This is a genomic window from Lachnoclostridium sp. Marseille-P6806 (assembly GCF_900625025.1).
In the GTDB taxonomy this organism is placed as follows: domain Bacteria; phylum Bacillota; class Clostridia; order Lachnospirales; family Lachnospiraceae; genus CAG-791.
Genome location: NZ_LR130585.1, coordinates 64,289 through 89,171 on the forward strand (window position 1 = coordinate 64,289; position 24,883 = coordinate 89,171).

Annotated in this window: 22 protein-coding genes; 17 read left to right on the plus strand and 5 right to left on the minus strand. The window is 59.1% G+C overall.

All coding sequences use genetic code 11. From position 1 onward, the window contains the following. Positions 1 to 21 precede the first annotated feature (21 nt). From E0E20_RS11870 to E0E20_RS11895, 6 genes are all read left to right on the plus strand, one after another. The gene (locus E0E20_RS11870; protein WP_130838403.1) at positions 22 to 315 is read left to right on the plus strand and encodes a metal-sensing transcriptional repressor; all 294 of its coding nucleotides are present in this window, start codon (positions 22 to 24) and stop codon (positions 313 to 315) included. 84 nt (positions 316 to 399) lie between these two features. Next, a complete protein-coding gene (locus E0E20_RS11875) occupies positions 400 to 3,099 on the plus strand; it encodes a heavy metal translocating P-type ATPase (RefSeq protein ID WP_130838404.1) in 2,700 nt (899 codons plus the stop codon). A 207-nt stretch (positions 3,100 to 3,306) separates the two neighbouring features. Then, positions 3,307 to 3,951, plus strand: a complete 645-nt coding sequence (locus tag E0E20_RS11880) for an HAD family hydrolase (RefSeq protein WP_130838405.1) — start codon at positions 3,307 to 3,309, stop codon at positions 3,949 to 3,951. Positions 3,952 to 3,998: 47 nt separating this feature from the next. Further along, positions 3,999 to 5,126, plus strand: coding sequence for a hypothetical protein (locus tag E0E20_RS11885; RefSeq protein ID WP_130838406.1), 1,128 nt, complete (start codon positions 3,999 to 4,001; stop codon positions 5,124 to 5,126). A 96-nt stretch (positions 5,127 to 5,222) separates the two neighbouring features. Next, positions 5,223 to 6,893 carry a hypothetical protein gene (locus E0E20_RS11890; RefSeq protein WP_130838407.1) on the plus strand — a complete coding sequence of 557 codons (1,671 nt, stop codon included), beginning with the start codon at positions 5,223 to 5,225 and terminating at the stop codon, positions 6,891 to 6,893. A gap of 16 nt (positions 6,894 to 6,909) precedes the next feature. Further along, positions 6,910 to 7,710 (plus strand): TPM domain-containing protein, encoded by an 801-nt coding sequence (locus tag E0E20_RS11895; RefSeq protein ID WP_130838408.1) that lies wholly within the window; start codon positions 6,910 to 6,912, stop codon positions 7,708 to 7,710. Between the two features lie 80 nt (positions 7,711 to 7,790). Here E0E20_RS11895 and E0E20_RS11900 read toward each other — a convergent pair whose 3' ends face one another. Next, positions 7,791 to 8,570: a tRNA threonylcarbamoyladenosine dehydratase gene (locus E0E20_RS11900; protein ID WP_130838409.1), complete on the minus strand. Its 780-nt coding sequence runs from the start codon at positions 8,568 to 8,570 to the stop codon at positions 7,791 to 7,793. Positions 8,571 to 8,750: 180 nt separating this feature from the next. Between E0E20_RS11900 and E0E20_RS11905 the strand changes: the two genes are divergently transcribed. Then, positions 8,751 to 9,899 (plus strand): cation diffusion facilitator family transporter, encoded by a 1,149-nt coding sequence (locus E0E20_RS11905; RefSeq protein ID WP_130838410.1) that lies wholly within the window; start codon positions 8,751 to 8,753, stop codon positions 9,897 to 9,899. A gap of 58 nt (positions 9,900 to 9,957) precedes the next feature. Here the strand turns inward: E0E20_RS11905 and E0E20_RS11910 are convergent, their stop codons facing one another. Then, on the minus strand, positions 9,958 to 10,758 hold the full coding sequence (locus E0E20_RS11910; protein ID WP_130838411.1) for a TraX family protein: 801 nt from the start codon (positions 10,756 to 10,758) through the stop codon (positions 9,958 to 9,960). A gap of 207 nt (positions 10,759 to 10,965) precedes the next feature. Between E0E20_RS11910 and E0E20_RS11915 the strand changes: the two genes are divergently transcribed. The 5 genes from E0E20_RS11915 to E0E20_RS11935 all read left to right on the plus strand — a co-directional run bounded on the left by E0E20_RS11915 (position 10,966) and on the right by E0E20_RS11935 (position 16,232). Continuing rightward, positions 10,966 to 12,234: an SLC13 family permease gene (locus E0E20_RS11915; protein WP_130838412.1), complete on the plus strand. Its 1,269-nt coding sequence runs from the start codon at positions 10,966 to 10,968 to the stop codon at positions 12,232 to 12,234. Positions 12,235 to 12,325: 91 nt separating this feature from the next. Next, positions 12,326 to 14,680 (plus strand): HAD-IC family P-type ATPase, encoded by a 2,355-nt coding sequence (locus E0E20_RS11920; protein WP_130838413.1) that lies wholly within the window; start codon positions 12,326 to 12,328, stop codon positions 14,678 to 14,680. Between the two features lie 105 nt (positions 14,681 to 14,785). Beyond that, positions 14,786 to 15,025, plus strand: coding sequence for a hypothetical protein (locus E0E20_RS11925; protein ID WP_130838414.1), 240 nt, complete (start codon positions 14,786 to 14,788; stop codon positions 15,023 to 15,025). Positions 15,026 to 15,085: 60 nt separating this feature from the next. Beyond that, the gene (locus tag E0E20_RS11930) at positions 15,086 to 15,664 is read left to right on the plus strand and encodes a GNAT family N-acetyltransferase (protein ID WP_130838415.1); all 579 of its coding nucleotides are present in this window, start codon (positions 15,086 to 15,088) and stop codon (positions 15,662 to 15,664) included. A 55-nt stretch (positions 15,665 to 15,719) separates the two neighbouring features. After that, the gene (locus tag E0E20_RS11935; RefSeq protein WP_130838416.1) at positions 15,720 to 16,232 is read left to right on the plus strand and encodes a hypothetical protein; all 513 of its coding nucleotides are present in this window, start codon (positions 15,720 to 15,722) and stop codon (positions 16,230 to 16,232) included. A 185-nt stretch (positions 16,233 to 16,417) separates the two neighbouring features. Here E0E20_RS11935 and udp read toward each other — a convergent pair whose 3' ends face one another. Continuing rightward, on the minus strand, positions 16,418 to 17,215 hold the full coding sequence (gene udp, locus E0E20_RS11940; protein WP_130838417.1) for a uridine phosphorylase: 798 nt from the start codon (positions 17,213 to 17,215) through the stop codon (positions 16,418 to 16,420). Further along, positions 17,212 to 17,697, minus strand: coding sequence for a cytidine deaminase (locus E0E20_RS11945; RefSeq protein WP_130838418.1), 486 nt, complete (start codon positions 17,695 to 17,697; stop codon positions 17,212 to 17,214). The genes udp and E0E20_RS11945 overlap by 4 nt, the downstream gene beginning before the upstream one ends. Before the next feature lie 167 nt (positions 17,698 to 17,864). Here E0E20_RS11945 and E0E20_RS11950 point away from each other — a divergent pair, with 167 nt between their 5' ends. The 5 genes from E0E20_RS11950 (at position 17,865) to E0E20_RS11970 (ending at position 24,021) form a co-directional block, all read left to right on the plus strand. Further along, positions 17,865 to 18,107: a (2Fe-2S) ferredoxin domain-containing protein gene (locus tag E0E20_RS11950; protein WP_130838419.1), complete on the plus strand. Its 243-nt coding sequence runs from the start codon at positions 17,865 to 17,867 to the stop codon at positions 18,105 to 18,107. A 67-nt stretch (positions 18,108 to 18,174) separates the two neighbouring features. Then, entirely contained in the window at positions 18,175 to 20,139 is a 1,965-nt protein-coding gene (locus E0E20_RS11955) for a [Fe-Fe] hydrogenase large subunit C-terminal domain-containing protein (protein WP_130838420.1), read from the plus strand. Further along, a complete protein-coding gene (locus E0E20_RS11960) occupies positions 20,139 to 21,323 on the plus strand; it encodes a SpoIIE family protein phosphatase (RefSeq protein ID WP_130838421.1) in 1,185 nt (394 codons plus the stop codon). The genes E0E20_RS11955 and E0E20_RS11960 overlap by 1 nt, the downstream gene beginning before the upstream one ends. A gap of 208 nt (positions 21,324 to 21,531) precedes the next feature. Then, complete coding sequence (locus tag E0E20_RS11965; RefSeq protein ID WP_130838422.1) at positions 21,532 to 23,004, plus strand: 4Fe-4S dicluster domain-containing protein; 1,473 nt, start codon at positions 21,532 to 21,534, stop codon at positions 23,002 to 23,004. 30 nt (positions 23,005 to 23,034) lie between these two features. Then, positions 23,035 to 24,021: a diaminopimelate dehydrogenase gene (locus E0E20_RS11970; protein ID WP_130838423.1), complete on the plus strand. Its 987-nt coding sequence runs from the start codon at positions 23,035 to 23,037 to the stop codon at positions 24,019 to 24,021. Between the two features lie 17 nt (positions 24,022 to 24,038). Here the strand turns inward: E0E20_RS11970 and E0E20_RS14375 are convergent, their stop codons facing one another. Beyond that, positions 24,039 to 24,170 (minus strand): hypothetical protein, encoded by a 132-nt coding sequence (locus E0E20_RS14375; protein WP_278045079.1) that lies wholly within the window; start codon positions 24,168 to 24,170, stop codon positions 24,039 to 24,041. Positions 24,171 to 24,883 lie beyond the last annotated feature (713 nt).

The window sequence follows — 24,883 nt, forward strand, 5'->3', positions numbered from 1 at the left end:
GCCGCCGTCTGCGGAGGCCGCATGAACGAGGAAATTCATTATAAGCATATGCCGCGGGATGAGGAACAGATCCGGGCGCTGAAGAATCGTCTGAGCCGTATGGCCGGGCAGCTGAACGGGATCGGCCGGATGCTGGACGACAACCGCTACTGCGGCGATATTCTGACGCAGGTCGCGGCGGTGGAGAGCGCGCTTCAAAGCTTCGGATATCTGATTTTGCAGAATCATCTGGAAACCTGCGTGGCCGAGGAGGCGGCGCGGGGCAATACGGAGATCATGAAAGAGACGGTGGAGCTGATCCGCAAGCTGAAATAGAGTAACGCTTCCGCTGCGAATGAGATACGGAACAGCAGCAAAGCATGTCGGAAAAACTTTGCAGACGAAGAAAGGACGGACAGAGTGACGGAAAGAAAATTCAGCATCACGGGAATGTCCTGCGCTGCCTGCAGCGCCCGGGTGGACAGGGCGGTGCGCGGTGTTCCCGGCGTGGAGGAGGTACAGGTGAATCTCCTGACCAATTCCATGCTTGTGAGTCTTGACGATTCCGCTTCGGAAGCGGAAATCTGCGGGGCGGTCGAAAAGGCGGGGTACGGAGCGCGCCCGATGGGCGCGGGAGAAGGCTCCGGCACGGCGGTCCGTAGCTCCATTTCCTCTGACGCGGCTTCGTTCCGCGCGGCCTCGCAGGAGGCCAGAGAGGCGCTGGAGGATCATGAGACGCCGGAGATGAAGCGGCGGCTTTCGGCTTCGCTGGCGCTGCTCCTTCCCCTGTTATATATTTCCATGGGGCATGTGATGTGGAGGTGGCCCGTGCCGCCGCTCCTTTACGGGAATCCGCTGGCGATCGCCCTCGCGGAGCTGCTCCTTGCGGGGCTTGTCATGATCGTGAACCGGAAGTTTTTTGTAAACGGCTTCCGGGGGGCGGTTCACGGCGGCGCCAATATGGATACGCTGGTCGCGATGGGGAGCGGCGCCGGTTTTCTGTACAGCACTGCGCTGTTTTTCCGGATGACGGCGCCGGCGATGGCAGGAAAGGCGGAGGCGGTGCATGCGCTGTTCCGCTCGGGACTGTATTTTGAATCCTCTGCGATGATTCTCACGCTCATCACGGTGGGAAAGCTGCTTGAAGCACGGAGCAAGGGACGCACCACGGACGCCATCCGGGGGCTCATGGATATGACGCCGAAAGAGGCGCATGTTCTCCGGGACGGGGAGCTGGTCACCATTCCGGCGGCGGAGATCATGGCGGGCGATGTTTTTGTCGTCCGTCCCGGCGAGAGCTTCCCAGCGGACGGGAGAGTGCTGGAGGGCGAAAGCGCCGTCAACGAGGCGGCGCTGACCGGCGAGAGTCTCCCGGTGGATAAGGCGGCGGGGGATTCCGTGTCGGCGGCAACGATCAATCAGAACGGCGCGCTTACCTGCGAGGCCGTGCGGGTGGGTGCGGACACCACGCTGCAGAAAATTATCGAAATGGTGTCGAACGCCGCGGCGACCAAGGCCCCGATCGCCAAGATCGCGGACCGGGTGTCGGGTGTTTTTGTCCCCGCCGTGATGCTGATTGCGTTGGCGGATTTCCTGATCTGGATGGCAATGCGGGGCGATATCGGCTTTGCTCTCGGCCGGGCGATCTCGATTCTTGTCATAAGCTGCCCCTGCGCGCTGGGACTTGCGACGCCGGTGGCGATCATGGTGGGGACCGGGCTGGGGGCGCGGAACGGCATACTGTTCAAGACCGCGGCGTCCCTTGAGGCGACGGGGAGAGTCCGCTATATCGTCTTTGATAAAACCGGCACGCTGACGGAGGGACGTCCCCGGGTGACGGATATCGTCCCCTCGCTGGGCGTCGCGGAGAGCGATCTGCTTGCGGCTGCGGCAGCGCTCGAGGCAAAGAGCGAGCATCCCCTTGCGGCGGCGATCCGCGAGCGTGCGGAGGAGGACGGAATCGTTCCTGCGGAGCTTTCGGGCTTCCGGGCGCTCCCGGGGCACGGCGTCTGCGGCCTGCTTCCGGCGGCCGGCGCCGGCATATCGGGCGCGGAAAACGCGGGCGCTTCGGAGGCGGTCGGGGGAAATCCGGCCCTCCTCAGGGAGCGCGGGATCGTCTTGGACGACAGGCTCCTGAAAAAAGGCGAGGCGCTTTCCGGAGAGGGAAAGACACCGCTTTATTTTGCCTCCGGAGGAAGACTTCTCGGCATCATTGCCGTCGCGGATGTCATCCGCGGGGACAGCAGGGAGGCAATACGGGAGCTTAAGGAGATGGGGGTGCAGCCGATCATGCTGACCGGCGATAATGCCCGGACAGCCCGTGCGATCGGGAAGCAGCTCGGTCTGGAGGCTATTGTTTCCGACGTGCTCCCGGACGGCAAGGAGGCGGTGATCCGGCAGATTCAGGAGTATGGGAGCACCGCGATGGTGGGGGATGGAATCAACGATTCCCCGGCGCTGACGCGGGCGGACATCGGTATGGCGATCGGCGCGGGCGCGGATATCGCCATCGACGCCGCAGACGTGGTGCTGATGAAATCGACAGCGGCGGATGCGGCCGGCGCAATCCGGCTCTCGCGGCAGGTGATACGCAATATCCGCGAGAATCTGTTCTGGGCGTTTTTTTATAACGCGATCTGCATTCCGGTCGCGGCCGGCGCGCTGATTCCCCGCTTCGGAATCACCCTGAATCCGATGCTTGGGGCGGCGGCCATGAGCCTCTCGAGCTTCTGCGTCGTCACCAATGCGCTGCGGCTCAATCTGTTTAAGCTCCATGGCGGGCGGAGGGGTGCGGCTTCTTCGGCTCTCCCGGAGATTCCGGCGTTTCTGCGGGAGACAGCCGGGGAAAATACCGACACAAAAGAAGAGAAAAAAGAGACTAAAGAAGAGATCGAAAAGGAGGAAGTACAGATGCAGAAAGAAATAAAGGTCGGCGGGATGATGTGCCAGCACTGCGTGGCGCATGTAAAGGAGGCGCTTGAGAAGCTGGAGGGCGTTTCCTCCGCGGCGGTGAGCCTCGAGAACGGCGCGGCGGTCGTCACGCTGGAACGGGACGTTCCGGCGGAGCTTCTGCGGCAGGCCGTCACAGAGGCAGGCTATAAAGCGGGCGATGTGAAATAAGAGCGATACGGGATAAGGGTATTATGTAATGCGGGGGCGGCGGAAACGCCGTGAAAAATTATGACCGGAGGCGGCGGAAATTCTGCACGTCTCCGGTTTTTCTGTTAAAATGGAACGGAAACCTAGTCATTCGGCAGCCACATTCACAGCCGCTTTGCGGCTTGCTCATGCGGGGAGGAAACGAATATCAAAGGGATAATCGATACGGTGATTTTCGATATGGACGGTACGCTCTATGACACCGAACGGATCTATGAGCGGGCGTGGCAGGTAGCCGGCGTTACGCGCGGGGTCTATCTGCAGCTGATCGGGAGGAGCCGGGACAATATTCTGCGGATCCTTGAAGAAAACGGTTATGACGGACCGGCGGTCCGGGCGCAGAAGCAGGAATACGTGCGGGAGGCGCTCCGCGGGGAGATTCCGCTGAAACCGGGCGTCAGGGGTACGCTGCGCTGGCTGCGGGAGCGGGGCTTCCGGACGGCGGTTGCGACCTCATCCTCCATGGACACGACGGAGGAATATCTGATGCGGACCGGGATGCGGGAAGATTTTACGAAAGTCGTGAGCGGGCAGCTGCTCGAGCACGGCAAGCCGGCGCCGGATATTTTTCTTCTGGCGGCGAAAGAGCTGTCTTCGGAACCGGCACGCTGCATGGTGGTGGAGGACAGCTTCAACGGTGTCCGGGCAGGACATGCGGCCGGCATGTATACTGTCATGATTCCGGATCTTCTGCCTCCGGATGAGGAGATCATGAGACTTGCGGATGCGGTGCTGGATTCGATGGAGGAGCTCGCGGGACATATCGGAGCGCTTTGCGGCGCGTGCCTTTTCGGGAGTGCTTCGGCAGGGTGATTCGTGCGAAAGAAGCCGGACAGCTCCGGCAGTAGGGAGAATAGCGTATGGAAAAGAAAATGTTCAAAACAGGGAAAGCGGGGAGCGTTGCCGCCTGTGTGCTGCTGCTGATCATGGGAACCGTGTTCAGCGTCATCGCGGGGGGAATACTGCTCTGGATCTTCCGCGGCACGCAGATCACAGAGGCGGATACCTACGGGGAATATGTCTATGCGGATGCGGTCAGCATTACCGATTCCTTTGTGGAGGATGAATCCGGGGATCAGTATGTGTTCTGCACGGTGGAGGACGGCGGCGTCTACTACGATTATATCGTCTGCCTTCCGAATGAAATTTATGAGAGCGACGAAATGCAGGAGAAAATCGGACTGAGCGGCTCTGAGGAGGATACGTCCCCGCTTCGGCTTAAGGGGTATATGAGGGAGACCTCCGAGGAGCTGGACGACGTGGCGGCGGAGATTTACAGCTATTACGCGGGACTTGAGGAGGACGAATCGGCGGCGGATTATCTCGGTTATGTCTATCTGGATTACACCGGCTCCGGGAACAATGTCGCCGGTACGGACAGCGGAACGTGGGTCGGCCTGATTGCGCTGATCGTTTTTGCGGTTCTTTGCTTTGCGGAGTTCGTGCGCACCATTCTGAGACAGCGGAAAAAGGATAAGAAGATCGAGAGGGCAAAGCAGCTCTATGAGACCGATCCGGATTATGCCTCCGGCGTCGAGCAGACAAAGCTCCCCGGCGCGGAGCTCTATAAGAAGAGCGGCTGCTATGTGACGCAGGATTATGTGGTGAATTGGAAAGACGGGCTGGAGGTATTCCGGATCGACGGGATCCGCGAGCTGTACGGGTATACAAAGAGAAACAGCAGCATGGCGTGGGCCTATCTTTTCGGCGCGCTGGGAGCGGCGCTGGCCGGAGGAAACATTCGCTACTATCTTGTCGCGCTCACCGCGGACGGCAAGGCGCATGAGTTCGCGGGGCTCAGCGTTGCGCTGAAAGAGCACAACCGTCTTGTGTCGACACTGCTTCGCAAAAATATGAATATGACGCTGGGCAGGCAGAATGTTCCGGGGAATGCGCCGGGACAGGAGCTGGACAGCCTGAATCTGGCAAAAATCAAGGGCTTTTACGGAAACGATGATGTCTGGTCCGGCAGGAGCGTCAGCGACTGAGGCGCTTTCCCGGATGAAGATCGGATGAAAGCCGGACGGACGAAAAGCACGGCGCGGTGAGAACGGCTGCGCAGGAGACAGGAGAGGAGGAACGGGATGTACGAATGCCCTGACTGCGGGGCGGCGCTCCGCTTTGACATTCCGCTGCAGAAGCTGAAATGCGATTACTGCGGTGGAGAGTACGATCCATATGCCTACAAGACGGGAAAGGAGGCCGAGGAGCAGGACAGCTTCGGTGCGACTGTCTATACCTGTACGCAGTGCGGCGCGGAGCTGGTCAGCACGGACAGCTCGGCGACCGGCTTCTGCAGCTACTGCGGCGCTTCAGCGGTTTTACAGAGCCGTCTGACGACGGAGAAGAAGCCGGAGACGATTATTCCGTTCATGGTTTCCAAGGAGCAGTGCAAGAAGCTCTTTGCGAAAAAAACGCGCTTTGCGCTCTACGCACCGAAAGAATACCGGGACCCTGCGTTTGTCGAGAGGTTCCGCGGCATTTATATTCCCTACTGGCTTTATGACGTGAGCTTCAACAAGCAAGTGGAGCTGCCGGCGGTCAAGGAGTATCGCCGGGGGGATTATGTCTATACGGAGAACTACCGCACCGTGCAGACCATCGAGGGGAGCTGTGACGGTACAGCCTACGATGCCTCCTCGTCCTTTGACGATCGGATTGCGGATCAAATCGCTCCGTTTCATGCGGGGAAGATGAAACCGTTCCATCCGTCCTTTCTGTGCGGCTTCTACGCGGATACCTCGGATGTCCCGGAGGAGACCTACCGACAGCAGGCAAAAGACCGCGCGATGGACGAAGCGATGGACCGCGTGCAGGCCGGCATGGCAAAACAGGGGCTTACGGCAAAGCTGCCTGCCGGGTCGGCCGCGCGGGAGCAGCTTCTCGGAGCCCGCTGCGACGGGGGCAGGGCGGCCATGTTTCCGGTCTGGTTTCTCACATGGAGAAAGGACGGCCGTATCGCTTACGCCATTGTGAACGGCGAGACGGGAAAGGTCACCATGGATCTTCCGGTCGATCTGAAGCGTTATGCGCTGGGGACGGGCCTTATGGCGGTGCTTCTGTTTGCCGCCATGAGTTTTACGGTCGCCATGACGGCGCCGACGGCACTGTTCTGGTCTGCATTTCTTGCTCTGGCGTCGGGGGTGCTGTTTCGGATGGAGATGAGGGCCATTGTGCGGCGGGAGCGTCATGAGGACGACGCCGGCTTCTTTGCGGCAGGCCGGCAGCTCAGCGGTGCAAAGGCGGAGAACGGCGCGCCTCCGGGAGGCGCCGACGCGGGGGCGCGGCGCGGGACAGGAGAGCGCACAGGAGCAGAGATTTTTGCCGGCGGTATGAACATCGGTAAGTACCTGTTGTCACGGGGCGTCGAAATTTTTATTCTGCTGTATGCGCTGTCCGCCGGCTCGAAGCTGTTTTCGGGGAGTTCTCCGGCGTCCGGTGCGGCGACCGGCTGCGGGCTGCTTCTCCTTGCGGGGACGGCTGTCTTCGCCGTGACGGCCTCCTACATGAAAAAGGTGACGGAGAAGAATATGCTGCTGCAGGCCGCGGGTGCGTGGTTCGGGCTGGCTGTGGCCTTTGTGATCTGCTATATCGAGCCGGTGGAGGACTGGAAATACTATGCCGGCTGCATCGTTTGCCTCGCGGCAGTGGCGGTAACCTGTGTGGGACTCATTTTGAAATACAATATTCTGTCCACGCGGCCGATCCCGACCTTCTTTGACCGGAAAGGAGGCAACGACAGTGCAAAGGAATAAAGCTGCTGGAAGAAAAATGATAAAATACATCCGTCTCGTCTGTATGCTGGGGCTGCTCTTGCTGATGCTGCCTGCGGCGGTTTTAAGAGCAGAAGATGAAATCATCCGCATCACGGCGGATGCTCCGGCTTACACCAATCCGGAGACCGGGTATCAGATTTATATTGATGATGCGGAGGAACTGCTGACGGCGGAGGAGGAGCAGGCGCTTCTTAAGGTGATGAGGCCGATTACGGAGTATGGCGGCGCTGCTTTTGTCAGCGCGTCGCAGTACGGCTCTACCGCGGACTACGCGGCGAAACGGTACCGGGATTGTTTTGGCAGCGGGAGCGGCACCCTTTTTCTCATCGATATGGGAGAGAGGACGATCTGGATTCACAGCGACGGAGCGATTTACCGGACGGTGACAAAGGCCTACGCGAATACAATCACAGACAATGTGTACCGTGAGGCGTCACAGGGAGAGTATTATGAGTGCGCGGCCGGCGCATACGGTCAGATCAATACGCTGCTTGAGGGCGGACGCATCGCGCAGCCGATGCGCTGGATCACCAACGGATTGCTTGCGCTGATCCTTTCTCTTCTTATGAATTTCCTGTTCGTCCGTTTCAAGGGAAGGGATATCCGTCCCTCGAAAAAGGAGCTGCTTGCGGCGACGATCATCGGTCTTGCGGCCACGGGGCTTTCTGTCCAGATGACGAATAAGAGCCGCCGGTACAGTCCGAGATCCAGCGGCTCCGGCGGAGGCTCTTCCGGCGGCGGTGGGGGAGGCTTCTCCGGCGGCGGTGGCGGCGGTGGCGGAGGCCACAAATTCTGAATCGAAGGGCTTCGGGCAAAAAAGCAGGGCAAAAAGGGCTGCCGCGCGGGACGATCCATTCCCTGCGCGGCAGCTTTATATTATCGGCGTTCTGTGCGGCTCCCCGGATCAAAGCCGGAGAGCTCCCGGACGACGACGGAGGCGGCGAGAAGACCGGCAGCCGGCGGGACAAAGGCGCTGGAGCCGGGAACATCGCGCCGGCGGGGGCCCGGAGCGGCTCCCTCCGCGGGAAGCGGACGGATCGCGGGCTCAAAGGAGCACACGACACGCAGCGCGTCGATGCCCCGCTTTCGAAGCTCCCGGCGCATGATGCGGGCAAGAGGGTCGGTTTTCGTCTCGTAAATATCGCAGACGGTGAGCTCTCCGGGATCAAGGCGGTTGCCGCAGCCCATGCAGGAGAGCACGGGGACGCCGGATCGCTGCGCTTCCTGTATGATGCCGAGCTTGCCGGTCACCGTATCGATGGCATCGATGATATAATCCCATGCGGAGAAGTCAGGGAGGGAGCCGGACGCAGACGAGTCCGGGGATCCGCCTGCGCCCTCTCTTTCCGGAAGATAGAACACGGGATATTTCCGGACGATGATATCGGGGTCGATATCGCGGATGCGCGCCTCGGCGGCGTCGACCTTATACTGGCCGACGGTGCTCCGGGTGGCGAGGAGCTGACGGTTGAGGTTGCTTGGGGAAACCCGGTCGCTGTCGATGAGATCGAGTGTGCCGATGCCGCTCCGGGCAAGCGCCTCGACCGCACTGCCGCCGACGCCGCCGAGGCCGAACACGGCGACGCGCGCCCTGCGGAGGCGGGCAAGCGGCTCTGCGCCGAGGAGCCGTTCCAGTCGTTCATATTGATCGGACATGATCCCTCCCTGCCGGACTTCCGGCCTTGTCGAAAATGCAATGAACAGTCAGCCTGTGCGAGCGGATTATAGCGCAGGAGAGCGGGGGCTGCAAGGAAAAGCCGGAGAGAAGTCAGAGAAAAGCGGGAGCAGATTCTGCCACGCTGCCCGCGGCAGGATATTTGACTAAGGAGGAAAATAATGAACAGAAAGGACAGCATACCGGAAAGTCTGGCCGGAGAAGCCAGAAACCGGGATCAGATCATCATACGGACGAGCGTTATCGGGATTGCCGCCAATCTTCTTCTTGCGGCGTTCAAGGCGGCGGTTGGGCTTGTCTCGCATTCCATTGCAGTGACGCTGGATGCCGTGAACAACCTCTCGGACGCGCTCTCATCCGTCATCACGATCGTCGGAACCAAGCTGGCGAACCGGCAGCCGGACCGGAAGCACCCGCTGGGACACGGCAGGGTGGAGTATCTGAGCGCGATGATCGTGGCGGCGATCGTCCTGTATGCGGGCATCACGGCGGCGGTGGCGTCCGTGAAGAAGATTATCCGTCCGGAAAAGGCCGAATATACGGCGGTTTCGTTGATGATCGTTGCCGTGGCGATCGGAGTGAAGCTCCTTTTGGGGCGCTTTGTGACGGCGCAGGGGCGGCGGGCCAATTCCCGGGCGATGGAGGCCTCGGGAGCGGACGCCACCTTTGACGCGATCCTGTCCGCTTCGGTGCTCGCCTCCGCGCTGATATATGTTGCTTTCGGCGTCTCACTCGAGGCGTGGGTGGGTGCGGCGATCTCCGTTTTCATCATCCGCTCCGGAATCGACATGATGACCGACACGCTGGACGATATTCTGGGACAGCGGGCGGACCCGGAGCTGACGGGAAAGATACGCCGTATTCTGACGGAGGCTCCGGATGTGCGCGGCGCCTATGATCTGCTCCTGAATAATTACGGGCCGGACCGCAACTATGCGTCGGTGCACCTTGAGCTGCCGGACACCATGACAGTGGAGGAGGTGGACGTTCTGACGCGAAACGTGCAGGCGCGGGTTTATCAGGAAACCGGCGTGGTGCTGACCGGTGTCGGCGTCTATTCCTATAATACGAAGAACAGCGAGGCCGCGAAGATCCGCAATGCAGTACAGGCGCTGGTGCTGTCTCATGAGTGGGCACTGCAGATGCACGGCTTTTATATTGATACCGTGGAGAAGGACCTGCGCTTTGATGTCGTCATGAGCTTTGAGATCGAGCAGGAGGAGGGGCTGGCGATTCTGACAAAGGAGCTGAAAGAGCATTATCCGGAATATACGATCCAGATCGCGCCGGATGTGGACATCGCCGACTGAGGCCGCAAAGAGGAGGAGCTCGCGCCGCATCGGAGGGCAGGGATAGGCGCCTCGCAGGTTATCGCCCGCCTGCGAGTGCCATGTGGATAAGGGCCAGCACGGTGAGGTGCGCCGGATAATAGAGATAAAAGAACCATTTGGAGAAGCGCTGCGCCCGTTTCGTCCGTTTGCCGTTATAGAGGAGGAGATTTACGACGGCGGCAAGGGCCGGCCCGGAAAGGGCGCCGAGGGCGCGGGGAAGCGCTGCGGAGAAAGCCATAATGGACGCCTGACCCAAAAGCTCCACCCCGATGAAAGACAAAAGCGCGATGCCCCATGCGGGGAGCTGCCTGTTCCGGCGGCCGCGCGCCCAGCGGAACAGGAGGACGAAGAGCGGTGCAAACGCGCTCCAGTCGCACAGGAGCGATCCGGCGGCGGGCAGAATGCACAGGGGCAGGAGAAACGGCGAGCGGCAGCGATCCAGAAGACAGAGGCAGACATAACAGAAAAAAAGATTCCAGAGCATGTTGAGATTCAGCAGAACGTCAGGGAACGTCAAGGGGGTGTCGGGGTACAGAGCCAGCAGATAGGGGATCTCGGAGAGCATGGCAAAAAGGAGCAGGCGGATCCCGTAGCGCAGAGGCGACCGGGTTCTGACGCTGCCCTCGACAAGAAAAAAGCACATGGTGATGGCCGTGAAATAACCGATGTCGATAAAAAACTCAAACAGGAGACTTCCCGGAGCAAGAAAGATGTTGGCGATATGATTCAGCGTCATCGTGAGCATGGCGATGTATTTGACGGCATCGCGGCTCAGCGGGCGGGATGCCGGGAGCGGGAACCTGCCGCATGCAGCGGCGTTTTCCACAGGGACCATCATGTTTTCCTCTTTTCTGTTTTATCTGTGAGTGTAGCGCATCGGAGGGGAATGCGCAAAGGCCTTTTCTGCCGCCGGGGCGGCTCTGTTTACGGAATTTTCAGATTGCACCGCCGGGGAATATGCTACAATGCAAGGTATCTGCCGTGTGCGGGCATAGAATCCGGAAAAGCTCCCGGAAAAATCTGATGATGCGCGGGAAAGGCGTCTATGAAAACCATTGCTCTTCTTCTGTTTATTGCTGTCTACGCGATTATGATCTTCCGCCCGAAGCTCCGCATGTGGAGCGCGCTCATCGGGGCGGGGGCCTTTGTGCTTTTGGGAATCGTGCCTTTTTCCAGTCTGCTGCGGACGATTGATTTCAACGTTCTTCTGATGATTTCGGGGATGATGCTCCTCGTCTCCTACTTCAGTCTGTCGGGCATGCCGCTCCGGATCGCCGATGCGCTGCTCGACTGCTCCAAGAATCTGTGTATGGTCATCGTGCTCCTGTCGCTGTTTGCAGGGGCCATTTCCGCGTTTATCGACAACGTGGCGACGGTGCTCATGCTCGCGCCGGTCGCGGTGGCCGTCGCCAAAAAGCTGAACGCCTCCCCGATCCCGATGATTATTTCGATTGCGGTGTCGTCCAATCTTCAGGGCGCGGCAACGCTGGTCGGCGATACCACCTCGATCATGCTCGGCGCCTACGCGGATATGAATTTCGCGGAGTTCTTCTTTATGGGGGGAAAGCCGGGGATGTTCTGGGCCGTGGAGCTCGGCGCGGCGGCGACGGTGCCGGTCATGCTGTTTTTATTCCGGACGTTCCGCCAGCCGGTGCAGGCAAAGGAGAGGGCGGAGGTGAAATCGTACCTCCCCAGCTTTGCGCTCGCGGCGGCCATCGTCACGCTGATCGCCGCATCATTCCTCGAGAACCGGCCGGCGCTCACCAACGGGATCATCTGCATGAGCTATGCGCTGCTGTGCGTCGCGGGCTCTTTCGTTCGCAGACGGGGCGGGGGAGAGTGGCGGACGGCGCTGAAGGAATACGACTGGCAGACGGTGCTTCTTCTGCTCTCGCTGTTTATTGTGGTGGCGGGAATTACCAACGTGGGGATTATCGACGACATTGCCGGATTTTTTGTGAGGATCGGCGGACACAATCTGTTCCTTCTCTATTCGCTGGTTGTGTGGGGCTCCGTACTGATCTCGGCGTTTGTGGATAATATTCCCTATGTCTCGGCGATGCTTCCGGTCATCAGCGGCGTCGCGGCGATGATGGGTGTGTCTCCGTATCTCCTGTATTTCGGGCTCTTGTGCGGGGCAACGCTGGGAGGGAATCTCACGCCCATCGGCGCGTCGGCCAATATCACGGGCATCGGGATACTGCGGAGGAACGGGTTTGAGGTCAGGACGCGTGATTTTATGCGTATTTCGGTTCCTTTCACGCTGACGGCGGTCACGGCGGGATATCTTTTTCTCTGGTTTGTCTGGGCGTAGGGATCGCAGCGGCAAAACCGCCTGCGCGGATTTTGCGGCGCGCGCCTCGCATAGAGCGCTTCGGCATAAGGATTCATTATGGAGGACAGTGATGTCGGAAATCGGAAATCAGATTCTCGGGCTCACGGAGGCGGAGGCGGCAGAACGCCGCAGGAACGGACTCTCCAACCGGCAGCCGGATTCGTCGGCGAAGTCGGTGAAAGACATTGTCAAAGAAAATATTTTAACATATTTTAACGGCATTTTTCTTCTGCTGACCGTTCTTCTGATTGCGGCGGGCTCTTTCCGGAGCCTCACCTTTCTTCCGGTGATCATTCTCAACACGGTGATTGGGATTGTGCAGGAGATACATGCCAAAAAGGTTCTGGACGAGCTGTCTGTCATCAGCGAGGCTCGGGCTCTGGTGCTGCGGGAGGGACAGGAGTACGAGCTGCCGATCGAGAAGCTGGTGCAGGGGGATGTGATCCGCCTGCGCGCCGGGAATCAGATCCCCGCGGATGCGCGGGTGATCGGGGGGAGAGCGGCCGTCAATGAATCGCTCCTAACCGGTGAGGCGGATGAAATTGAAAAGACGCCTGCGCCGGAGCACTGCGAGCTCCGATCGGGGAGCTTTGTGGTGTCGGGCGACTGCTATGCGCGCCTGACGCGGGTCGGCGCGGATTCCTATATCGCACAGCTTGCCGCGCGGGCAAAAGAAATGCCCGCGGGGGAGCAGTCCGAGATGATCCGCGCGATCAACCGTCTGATCATTGTGGCCGGTATTCTCATCATTCCCATCGGGGTCACGCTTTTCGTCCAGAGCTATGTAATTCAGGAGAGCAGCTTTCGCGACAGCGTTGTTTCCATGGTCGCCGCCGTGATCGGCATGATACCGGAGGGGCTGTATCTTCTGGTGTCCGTGGCGCTCGCTCTCAGCGCGGTACGGCTCGCGCAGAGCAGGGTCGTGCTGCACGATATGAGGAGCATTGAGACGCTGACGCGCGTGGACGTGCTCTGCGTCGACAAGACCGGAACCATCACGAGCGACGAGATGTTTGTGACGGACTGTGTTGCGGGGGAGGACAGCGATCCGGCGGCGCTCGCGGATTACGAGCGGCTCCTCGGCGGATATCTTGATATCCTGCCGGACAATAATATCACCATGGCGGCGCTCCGTGCTTTTTTCCGGGAACGCAGCGATCTGGAGGTGCGGGATTTCCTGCCGTTCAGCTCCAAGAACAAATATTCCGAGCTGCAGGCGCGGGACGGCGTTTATCGCCTCGGCGCGCCGGAGTGTGTTCTTGACCGGGAGACGCTCGCGCGGAGTGAGGAGATCACGGATTATTACGCCCGCAAGGGGGAGCGCGTGCTGGTTTTTGCCCGGAACGGGGACGGCGGGGGGCGCTTCTCCCCGCTCCTTTTCGTGGCCCTGCGCAACGGTCTGCGGCCGGGCGTGGAAAAGACGTTCCGCTATTTCCGGGATCAGGGCGTTGCGGTCAAGGTGATCTCGGGGGACAATCCCCTGACGGTCGCGCGGATCGCGCAAAGCGCGGGCGTCCCCGGGGCCGAACGCTATGTGGACTGCTCTGTCCTTGCGGAGGAAAGGCAGCTTGCGGCGGCGGCAAGGAAATTCACGGTGTTCGGGCGCGTGCGCCCCGAGCAGAAGAAGCAGCTGGTGCAGGCCCTGCAGAAGCAGGGACATACGGTCGCCATGACGGGCGACGGCGTCAATGATATTCTTGCGATGAAAGAGGCGGACTGCTCCATCGCCATGGGCTCCGGGTCCGACGCGGCGCGGCAGGCGGCGCAGGTCGTTCTGCTGGATTCCGATTTTACGCGCATGCAGAACATCGTCTATGAGGGGCGGCGGGATATCAATAATATTTCGCGGTCCGCGACGCTGTTCCTCGTAAAGAATATTTTTTCGCTGCTGCTGTCGCTGTTCTCGATAGTGAATCTGCTGGAATATCCGCTGCAGCCGACACAGATTTCTCTGGTCAGCATGTTCAACATCGGCGTGCCGGCTTTCTTTCTTGCGCTGGAGTCGAATCAGAAGCGGCAGAAGCCGCATTTCCTGCGGCGTATTCTGCTGAAAGCCATGCCTGCGGCGCTGACGGATTTCTTTATTATTGCGGCGATGGTCATTTTTGCACAGATCTTTGAGGTGCCGGCGGAGGATGTTTCCGTGGCGGCGACATTCCTGCTTGCGATCGTCGGCTTCATGATTCTGATCCGCATTTCCTCGCCGCTCAACCGCTTCCGCCGGCTCGTCATCGGCGGATGTATTGCGGGTATGATACTGGCGGCGCGGCTGTTCAGCGCTCTGTTCGCCATCCGCTATATTTCTCTGCGCTGCGTACTGCTGTTTGTTCTGTTTGCGATTGCGACAGAGCCGTTTATGCGCTATCTGACCCGGTTTTTCCGCTGGCTGGAGCGCAAGGCATATGGGAGAGGGGGAGAAGTTTGAAAGCCCTGCTGATGCAGTCCTTTCAAACTCCGACATCGGTGCGGGGCACCGAGTCGCAGATCGCATCGGCGAATCTGAAATTCGCCTCGCGGGAAAGGGGAAAGCATGAAAATCAGAACCGTTGCGATTGTAAGTCTGTCCGGCGGCGTGCTTGCCGGAAAGCCGATGGATGAGACTTATGACGCGGAGTACAGGGCGCTGCTGCGGGAGGTGATTGCAGATCCCTCGCTGCCGGTGGTGTGCAATGTGAATATCGGGCATGCGCTCCCCCGCTGCATTATTCCGTTCGGCATGGAGGCGGAAGTCGATGCGGAGCGGCAGGAGATCGTATTTGCGGAAAAATGACGGGTGCGCGGCGCATTCGGAAAGGAGGACAGAGTCATCGAGAGTATCAGGGAGCTGACAGTGGAAGAGGTAAGGGAGGTGTACCGGCGCTGTATGACGGCGGATTTTCCGGACAATGAGAGAAAGCCGCTCGGGAGAATCGAGACGGCGCTGCGGGAGGGCCGCTATCTCTGCTACGGGTGTTTTTGGAAGGACGAGCTGTGCGGCTATGCGTTCTTTGCCTATCTGCCGGGGAAACAGGGCAGAGAATATCTTCTGGATTATCTGGCAGTTCTTAAAAACAAGCGGGGAAAGGGCGTCGGTTCGAACTTTCTGAGAGCGCTGGAGCGCAGCCTCCCTGATGCGGCGTGCGTGATTGGCGAGGTGGAAAACCCGGATTATGCGGGGAGCAAGGCGGAACGGGAAAGGCGGGAGAGACGGATCCGCTTTTACCGCCGCAGCGGCATCGAGGACACAGGTGTGACCGTGCGCCTTTTTGGCGTGGAATACCGGGTTCTGGAGCAGCCGGTGAGAGCCCGGCACGAGGCGGCGGAGATCCGGGAAATATATGACCGGCTGTACCGCTCGATTCTCCCGGCGGAGCTGTATTCCTCAAAAGTTCTGATTCATCAGAAAAAGAATTTGACAAAAATGAAATAATTTTGTAATATGTCCTCGGTTACCGTTCACTTGTTTATGACGCGGGGACATAATTTTGAAAAAGACAGGTAAAATCCTTACCGTGCTCTGCGCGATGCTTGCGGCGGCGCTCCTGTTCATCGGGACCGGCAAAGAGGCGAAAGCAGAGGAATATACGAAGAGCGGCGTGGCAGTGACGCTGGAGAACCTGACGAATGCCGTGAGCTCCGGCGATGCGGCGCTGATGCTGGAGATTCTGGATGCGCAGACGCGGAGCTTTACATGGGACGGAAAAGTTCTCAGTGCCAGGGCAGGTGTTAACTACGGGCCGAACGGCAAGGAGGTCTATTACAACATGGACATGTCCGCCCGCGTTGAGCTGCTGCATGATATGGGGCTTACCGGCGATTACTGGGTTCGCGCGGACGGCTGCAAGATGTTCGGCTCTTACATTATGGTTGCGGCTAATCTGACGGAGCGGCCTCTCGGTACGATCCTTGAGACGAGCCTCGGCACGGCGATTGTCGCCGATACCGGCGGTTTTGCGTCGAAGAACCCCGCCATGCTCGACATCGCGGTGGAATGGTAAGAACTGCAATATATACTCTGCTGCCATATACCATACAGATGCGGCAGAGATTGGGAAATGAAGCTGACGCGAATGTGAAAGGGACCGCAGCTCCGGCGTGCTGATATGCCGGACCGCGGTCCCTTTTTTGGCGATGCTGTTTTCTGCGGTGCTATGCGCCGCCATGTCCATGCATCGCGATGGTGCTATTCGCTGCTCATGTGCCGCCAGGATGCCCGATCCTGCCGGATCAGCTCGCGCACGGCCTCGATGCCGACGCGGATCGGCAGATCAATGTCGTGGACGACGGGATTTTCCAGCCCGGCCCGTTCTCTTTCCTGATTGGCCATGACGAGGAACAGCGAACCGACGCGGACGCCGCGGGCAGCGCCGGCGACAAAGAGCGCGGCGGATTCCATTTCCGAGGCGAGACAGCCGAGACGGAGCCACGCACTCCATTTATTCTGCAGCTCGTAGCCGACGGGCATGCTTTCCGGGCTGTGCTGCCCGTAGAAAGCATCTTTACACTGCACGACGCCGGTGTGGCAGGTGGCGCCGAGACGCGCTCCGGCGCTCCGGATCGCCGTGAGAACATCCGGGTCTGCGACCGCGGGGAATTCGAGGGGGGCATATTCGCGGCTGGTGCCCTCCATGCGGACGGCGCCGCTCGCAATGACGATATCGCCGCTCTTTATCTCTGTCTGCATTCCGCCGCAGGTGCCGATGCGGACAAAGGTGTCTGCGCCGCAGTTTATAAGCTCCTCGAGCGCAATGGATGCGGAGGGGCCGCCGATGCCGGTGGAGGTGACGGAGACCGGAACGCCGTCGAGGAGACCGGTGAATGTGATAAACTCCCGGCTGTCCGCGATCTGCACGGCATGTTCGAGATATTTTGCGATTTTGGCGCAGCGCTTCGGATCGCCGGGCAGGAGAACATAGCGTCCCACCTCGCCCTTTGCGACCTGAATGTGATACTGACGGCTCGGATCCTCAGAATACTTCATGAATGCTCTCCTCCGGAATCGGGGCGGATGCCGAGACTCCCGGGATGGAAGCTGTCGGGCAGGAGCTCCCGCAGGGTATAGATGTGATAGTCGTCCGGCGTCCGGGCGCAGATCACAAGGAATGCGTCGGGATCGGCAAACTCGGCAAGCACCTGCCGGCACACGCCGCAGGGAGTACAGAAATCCGTTATGATTCCCTTTCGTCCTCCGATGACGGCGATGGCGTCAAACTGCCTTTCGCCCTCGCTGACGGCCTTGCATACGGCGGTTCTTTCGGCGCAGCTTGTGGGCGTGAAAGCGGCGTTTTCCACGTTGCAGCCGGTGTATACCGCGCCGCTTGAGGCAAGGAGCGCCGCGCCGACATGAAAGCCGGAATACGGAGCGTAGGCGCGGGGAAGCATGAATATGGCGCTTTCGATCAGAGAGCGGAAACCGTCGGGGGTGATGCGGCGGTTTCCGTGCGGCGGATTGTGCTTGTCCATGAGGAGCCTCCCGGAAATGGAATGGATGCAGGCAATAGTTCACAAATATTATAGCGGAGAAAAGGGCGATATGGTATAGTTTTAACTAAGATCGCGCCGGCGCTCCGAAGAGGAGAGCGGCACCCGTGCGGGGGAGATCAAAAGCTTATAGCGGAGGGACAAACAGGATGCTCAACGTTTCAATCTGTATTGGAAGTGCGTGCCACATGAAAGGCTCCAAGGCTGTGATTGCCAAGCTCAGGGAGCTCGTTGCAGAAAATAATGTAGGCGACCGGGTGTCGCTGAATGGTTCTTTCTGTACGGGAAACTGTCAGCATGCCGTATGTGTTACCATCGGCGATACGCTGTATTCGTTGTCCCCCGAGACGACAGAGGAGTTCTTCAACAACGAGATCATGTCGAGAATCTGAATGATTGTCCGCCCCGGTTCGGCGCTGCTCTATGCGTCTCTTCCGGGGCTTTTTGTGTGGAGCCGGCATGAAAATCATAGAATTTCACTCTACCAAATGCAGGCATTGCTATAAATGCGTCCGGAACTGCGAGGTGAAAGCCATTATGATCCGCAATGAACGTGCGGAGATCATCGGCAGTCACTGCATTCTCTGCGGGCGTTGTCTTCAGGTATGCCCCCAGTCCGCCAAGACGCTGGCATCCGAGCTGGGGGCGGTGCAGGATATGATTGCGTCGGGGGAGCGCGTTGTGGCGACGCTGGCCCCGTCCTACATGGGCGTGCTGAAATTCCGGACGGCGGGACAAGTCTGTGCGGCGCTGCGCCGTCTGGGCTTTGCGGCCGTATGCGAAACCGGCGAGGGCGCGGCGGCCGTCACGGAGGAGTACGTCCGGCTCATACGCGAGGGGAAGATGGAGAACATCATCACGACCTGCTGCCCCAGCGTGAACGAGCTGATTGAGCTGTACCATCCGACGCTCGCAAAGTTCCTCGCCCCGGTCGTTTCGCCCATGATCGCGTCGGGAATGATGATCAAAAAGCGCATGGGGGAGGACGTAAAAGTCGTGTTCATCGGCCCCTGCATCGCGAAGAAAAAAGAAGCGAGGGATCCCCGCTGCGCGGGCTGGGTTGATGCTGTTGTCAGCTTTGACGACATCAAGGGGTGGCTCGAGGAGGAGGGCGTTTCCGCCCTGGACTGTGAGGACATTCCCTTTGACACGGCGGACCCGAAGATCAACCGTCTCTATCCCGTCACGGGAGGGATCCTGAAATCCGTGCGTGTTTCGCTTGCGGAGGAGGAGCGCGGCGATGGAACGGAGGGGGAGTTCTCCGGGCGGCGGGAAACCGGGGACGGTCAGGATGCCCTCCTGCCTGTCGATTCATACCGGAAATTTTATGTTCACGGGGCAAAGGACTGCATCGATTTGTGCCGCGACATGGAGGCTGGCGGCGTAAAGGGCTGCTTTATTGAAATGAATATGTGCTCGGACGGCTGCATCAAGGGTCCTCTCGTCCGGGACGATGATGTCTATAAATATAAGGTCAAGCTGGATATGGGAGAGGTGGTTCCGCGCGAGGCCGTCCCGCGGGGGCTTTTGCGGGAGATGATGAGCGGACTTTCTTTCCGCCGGAGCTTCGGCGGCAGGGCTCTGGAGGATCCGCTTCCGACCGAGGAGCAGATCCGGGAGATTCTGGGGCGCATCGGGAAGCTCAGTCCGGAGGACGAGCTCAACTGCGGCGCCTGCGGTTATCCGACCTGCCGGGACAAGGCGGTCGCGGTCTTTCAGGGCAAGGCCGAGCTTGACATGTGCATCCCCTATATTCATCAGCAGGCGGAGTCGCTTGCGGGGACCGTCATGGCGGAAAGCCCCAATGCAATCATTGTCGTCGACCGCAGCATGCAGGTCATGGAATATTCCGGGCAGAGCGAGGCGTATTTCGGGGTGCCGCGCGGGCAGGCCATGGGGAGGCCGCTGTCGGAGGTCATCGGAACCGAGGACTGTGCGCGGGTGTTTGCCTCGGGCGAGGATATTCACGGACTTAAGCTCTCCTATCCGCGCTACGGGCTGACGACGCTCCAGAATATTGTGTATATGCCGAAGCAGGATCTCGTACTGCTTACGATCACCGATATCACGCGGCAGGAGGAAAAGGCCGGCGAGGAGTACCGGAGCCGTCTCCATAATATGGAGCTGGCGCAGAACGTCATCCGGGAGCAGATGATCACGGCGCAGAAGATCGCGCGGCTCCTTGGGGAGACGACAGCCCGCACCAAGACCACTATGACAGCGCTCTGCGATTCCATTCGCGCGGAGGGGGATCTCGCGGAGGCGGAAAAAATCGGAGGCGGCGCGCCGGAAACCCGGGAGCCGGAAAGCCCTGCGACGACTGCAGGCGGCATTCCTGTGAAGGGGCCGAGGAAGCAGGAATCCGGAAGCTATCGGATTGTGGAGACATACCGGAAACCAAAGGAACAACCGGAGAAGCGGTGATGAACGTAACAACGGAAATTGCCTATAAAAGTCTGAATCATTATGGGGAAATTCTCTGCGGAGATACGGTTGAGATCGTGCACCGGGAGGATTCCGACATTGTCATTCTGGCGGACGGAATGGGGAGCGGCGTGCGGGCGAATATGCTGTCCACGCTGACCTCCAAGATCTTCGGCTCCATGCTGGAGAGCGGAGCTCACCTGAACGACTGCGTGGCGACGGTCATCGACACGCTGCCGGAGGATGCCGCGACGGGGGCGTCGTATTCGACGTTCACGGTTCTGCAGATTTTTCACGACGGACGGGCGACGCTCATTGAGTACGATAATCCGGAAGCGGTTTTTCTGCGCGGCGGCCGGGTGATGGAAATTCCGAGACGGGAGCGGGTCGAGCTGGGAAAGAGTCTCAACGATTATCGCTTTACGGTGCAGACCGGCGATACCTTTCTTCTTATGAGCGATGGAACGATTCACGCCGGAGTGGGGCGGCGCTTCAGCTTCGGCTGGCCGTGGGAGGACATCGCTGAGTTTGCCCGCCGCCAGCACGAGCGCTTCCAGTCCCCCATGCGCGAGGCTATAGGGATCTGCGAGGCCTGTCTCGATTTGTATGAGGGGAAGCCCGGAGACGATACAACGGTGGCATGCATCCGCGTGACCGGGCGGCAGATCGTCCACCTGATGACGGGACCCGCGAGGAACCCGGAGGACGATGGACGGATGGTGTCTGCGTTCATGTCCGGTGATGCCTCGGTGAAGCGAATCGTATCGGGCGGAACGAGCGCCTCGATTCTGTCCCGGGTGCTGGGAAGGCCCCTGCGTGTTTCGCTCGAATATGACCCGGAGTCGACGCTGCCGCCGATGGGCGAGATCGAAGGGATCGATCTGGTGACGGAGGGCGTGCTGACGCTCGCCGAGGTGATCCGGATCATTCACGCCTATGCGGATATCGGGACGATCGGGAGGCGTTTTTTTGAAAAGCTGGAACGGCCGAACGCGGCCGACCGGATCGCGAAACTCCTGATTGAGGAATGCACGGAGGTGGAGATGTACGTCGGAACGGCCATCAACGCGGCGTATCAGAACCCCGATCTTCCGCTGGAGCTGGGGATGCGGCAGAATCTGACCCGTCAGCTCGCGGAGGCGCTGAGAGGAATCGGAAAGCCGGTGACGCTGCACATGTTCTGACCGTCTGCGCGGGCGACGGTTCGGCCGGCGACTGTACGGGATTTAGTGCAGGCGGCCGTATTGTTTCCGGTTTGTTAATGATTTATCATGGTAAGCAGACTATTCATCATTCGACATGCTCTCCGCCTGTGCGGAACGGAGGGCGGAGAGCTCCTTTTGGCAAGGCGCTGCATCGGTCAGGCATCACAGGGAGAAAGGGGAGGGAGTTATGGTAACCAACGACAAGACAACCAGCGACATTACCAAGAGAGTGTTCCGTGAAGTGGCAAAGCTCGCATGGAATGGGGAACTGGAGGAGAAGAAAGACAATCTTCCCGAGGAGATCATTCCCGGCCCGCTTCCGGAGTTCCGCTGCTGCATTTACCGTGAGCGCGAGATTATCCGGCAGAGAGTGCGTCTGGCGAGGGGCATCTGCCCTACGGCTCATCACGATACCACCAATATTGTTCAGGTCATTCCGGCGGCCTGCGATGACTGCCCACTGTCGTCCTATACGGTGACGGACAACTGTCATGGCTGTCTCGGCCATGCCTGCTACAATTCCTGCCGCTTCGGCGCGATCACGATCGAGCGGGACAGCCACCGCCAGATCCGGGCGCATATCGATCCCAACAAGTGCAAGGAGTGTGGCATGTGCGCCAAGGCCTGCCCGTACAGCGCGATTGTGGATCTGGTGCGTCCCTGCAAGAAAGCCTGCCCGGTCGGAGCGATCACGATGGATGAATACGGCGTCTGCCAGATCGACGAGAGCAAGTGCATTCAGTGCGGACACTGCATCCATGCGTGTCCGTTCGGTGCGATCGGCGCCAAGACCTTTATTGTGGACGTCATCAATATGATACGCTCCGGAGCGAAAGTCTACGCGATGACGGCCCCGGCGATCGAGGGGCAGTACGGCCCGGACATTACCGAGGATTCGTGGCGTGCGGCGCTCAAGGAAGCGGGCTTTGCCGATCTGATTCCGGTGTCCCTTGGCGGTGACCTGACGGCGGCGGCCGAGGCGGACGAATGGGCCGAGGCCTTTGCAAAGGGAGAGAGCAAGACGACCTCCTGCTGCCCGGCGTTCGTTCATATGATCCGCAAGCACTTTCCCGAACTGAGCGACAGAATCTCCACGACGGTCAGTCCGATGTGCGGGGTCTCCCGTATGCTCAAGGAGAGAGAGCCGGATTGCATCACGGTGTTCATCGGCCCCTGTCAGGCCAAAAAGAGCGAGATCCTCGATACGAGCATCGTGGACAACGTCGACTATGTGCTGACCTTTGACGAGGCGCATGAGATGCTCGCGGGTAAGGGCATCGAGCTTAAGCCTACGGATGTCTTCACGCAGCAGGGATCAATTTTCGGAAAGCGCTTCGGAAACAGCGCCGGTGTCACGGCGGCGGTTCTTCAGTGCATGAAGGAGCAGGGAATCGATACATCGGAAATCAAGGTCAAGGTTTCCAACGGAGCGGCGGAGTGCAAGACGAATCTGACGCTGATGAAGATGGGGAGACTGCCAGAGCAGTTCATGGAGGGCATGGCCTGTCAGGGCGGCTGCATTCAGGGACCGGCGGCACAGAAGTCGCTGGCGGAGCTGACAAAGGACAGAGAGGCGCTGCTTGCCAGAGCGGACAAACGGGAGGTTCATGAGAATCTCCGGATGCAGGACGCGGACAAGGTGCATATGCACAGAATATAAGAGGAAGCGCGCCCCGGAAACGGAGGAATTATGGCAATCAGAATCGGCATTATGGGATACGGTAATCTCGGACGCGGCGTAGAATGCGCGATCCGGCAGAATCCGGACACGGAGCTTGCGGCGGTGTTTACCCGCAGACAGCCCGGAGAGCTGCATATTCGCACGGAGGGCGTTCCGGTCTACGCGGCGGCGGACGCGGCGGCTCACGCGAAAGAAATCGATGTGCTGATTCTCTGCGGCGGAAGCGCAACGGATCTTCCGGCACAGACGCCGGAGTTCGCAAAGTTCTTTCATGTAGTGGACAGCTTTGATACGCACGCGCGGATCCCGGAGCACTTTGCGGCGGTGAATGCCGCGGCGAAAGAGGCCGGAAAGGTCGCGGTGATTTCCTGCGGCTGGGATCCGGGGATGTTTTCGCTGAACCGGGTCTATGCGGACGCGATCCTGCCGGGGGGGACAAGCTATACGTTCTGGGGAAGAGGCGTCAGCCAGGGGCATTCCGACGCGGTGCGCCGAATTGACGGCGTGCTGGATGCGCGGCAGTACACCATTCCCGTGGAAGAGGCCATGGAGCGCATCCGGAGAGGAGAGACGCCGGAGCTCACAACGCGGCAGAAGCATACCCGCGAGGTGTTTGTGGTTGCGGCGGACGGCGCGGACAAAGAGCGGATCACCCGTGAAATTGTCACGATGCCGAATTATTTTGACGCCTATGACACCGCGGTTCATTTCATCACGGCAGAGGAGATGAAGCGCGATCACGCTGCGCTTCCGCATGGCGGCCTTGTGATCCGCAGCGGAAAAACCGGCTGGGATGGTGAGGATACGCAGATCATCGAGTACAAGCTCCGCCTTGACTCCAACCCGGGCTTTACGAGCTCCGTGCTGCTGTGCTGCGCGCGCGCCGCATGGCGGATGGGGCAGGAGGGACAGAGCGGCTGCCGCACCGTTCTCGATATTGCGCCGTCCTACTTTTCGGCAAAGAGTGCGGAGGAGCTCCGCTCGCAGCTCCTGTAAAGAGATGTTTTTGAAGTTTACAGCTTCAGCCGGATTATTTTAACCATGTTCAGCAGATCCGCTGCGGCCCCGTCTGTTTTTGATGCCATGGCCGCAGCGGAATCGACATAGAAGAACATTTTCGCGTCTGCATGATCGGCCTTTTTCATCTATTTTCTGCGCATCATGCTCATGCCTCTGCGATTGACGGCATCAAGATTTCCTTTACCAATGTCTGTTCTGCTTCCCCGTTGCGGATGGTCTGCGTCATATAATCCATCAGCAGCGCCGAAATGCCTCCCGATATAAAAAGAGCCGGCCGCCTTGTCTCCCGATTTTTCAAAGCCGGCAACATAAGAATGGGCGATATTTTCCACGGCAGCCCGATACAATTCATCTTTATTTGAAAAATAACTGTAAAAACAAATTCGCGGCGGCATCGATAAAGCGTTCTCTCCGTATGTCCGGATTTTTTTTCGGTCTCATACACGGCATCTTCCGATACTTATTTCACATCTTTCAGTAGTTCATCCACAGGGATCCTGTCCGGATATCTGCCTTCTGTAAGAATTTCGGCAAGGTACTTGTTATCCGGAATCATGTCGTCCCGTATGATCTGCCTGGCGGTTTTACGGTTGCGATCAAAAGCAATTCGGGCTTTGGAACAAATAGCGGTTAAAGCGCTATTTTATAGAATAATATTCTATAAAATAGGATACCATGCCGATATTGGAACATCAAGTGCGTGTATGCAGACCCGTCTTTCGGATTTAGCACTATAATAGTTTAGGACTTTATTCAGAGGCCATATCTCTCAAACCAGCGTAATTGCTGGCTTTTTTTATTTTGTGAAAGCTTGACAAAATCTTTTGTTTTCTCTTGT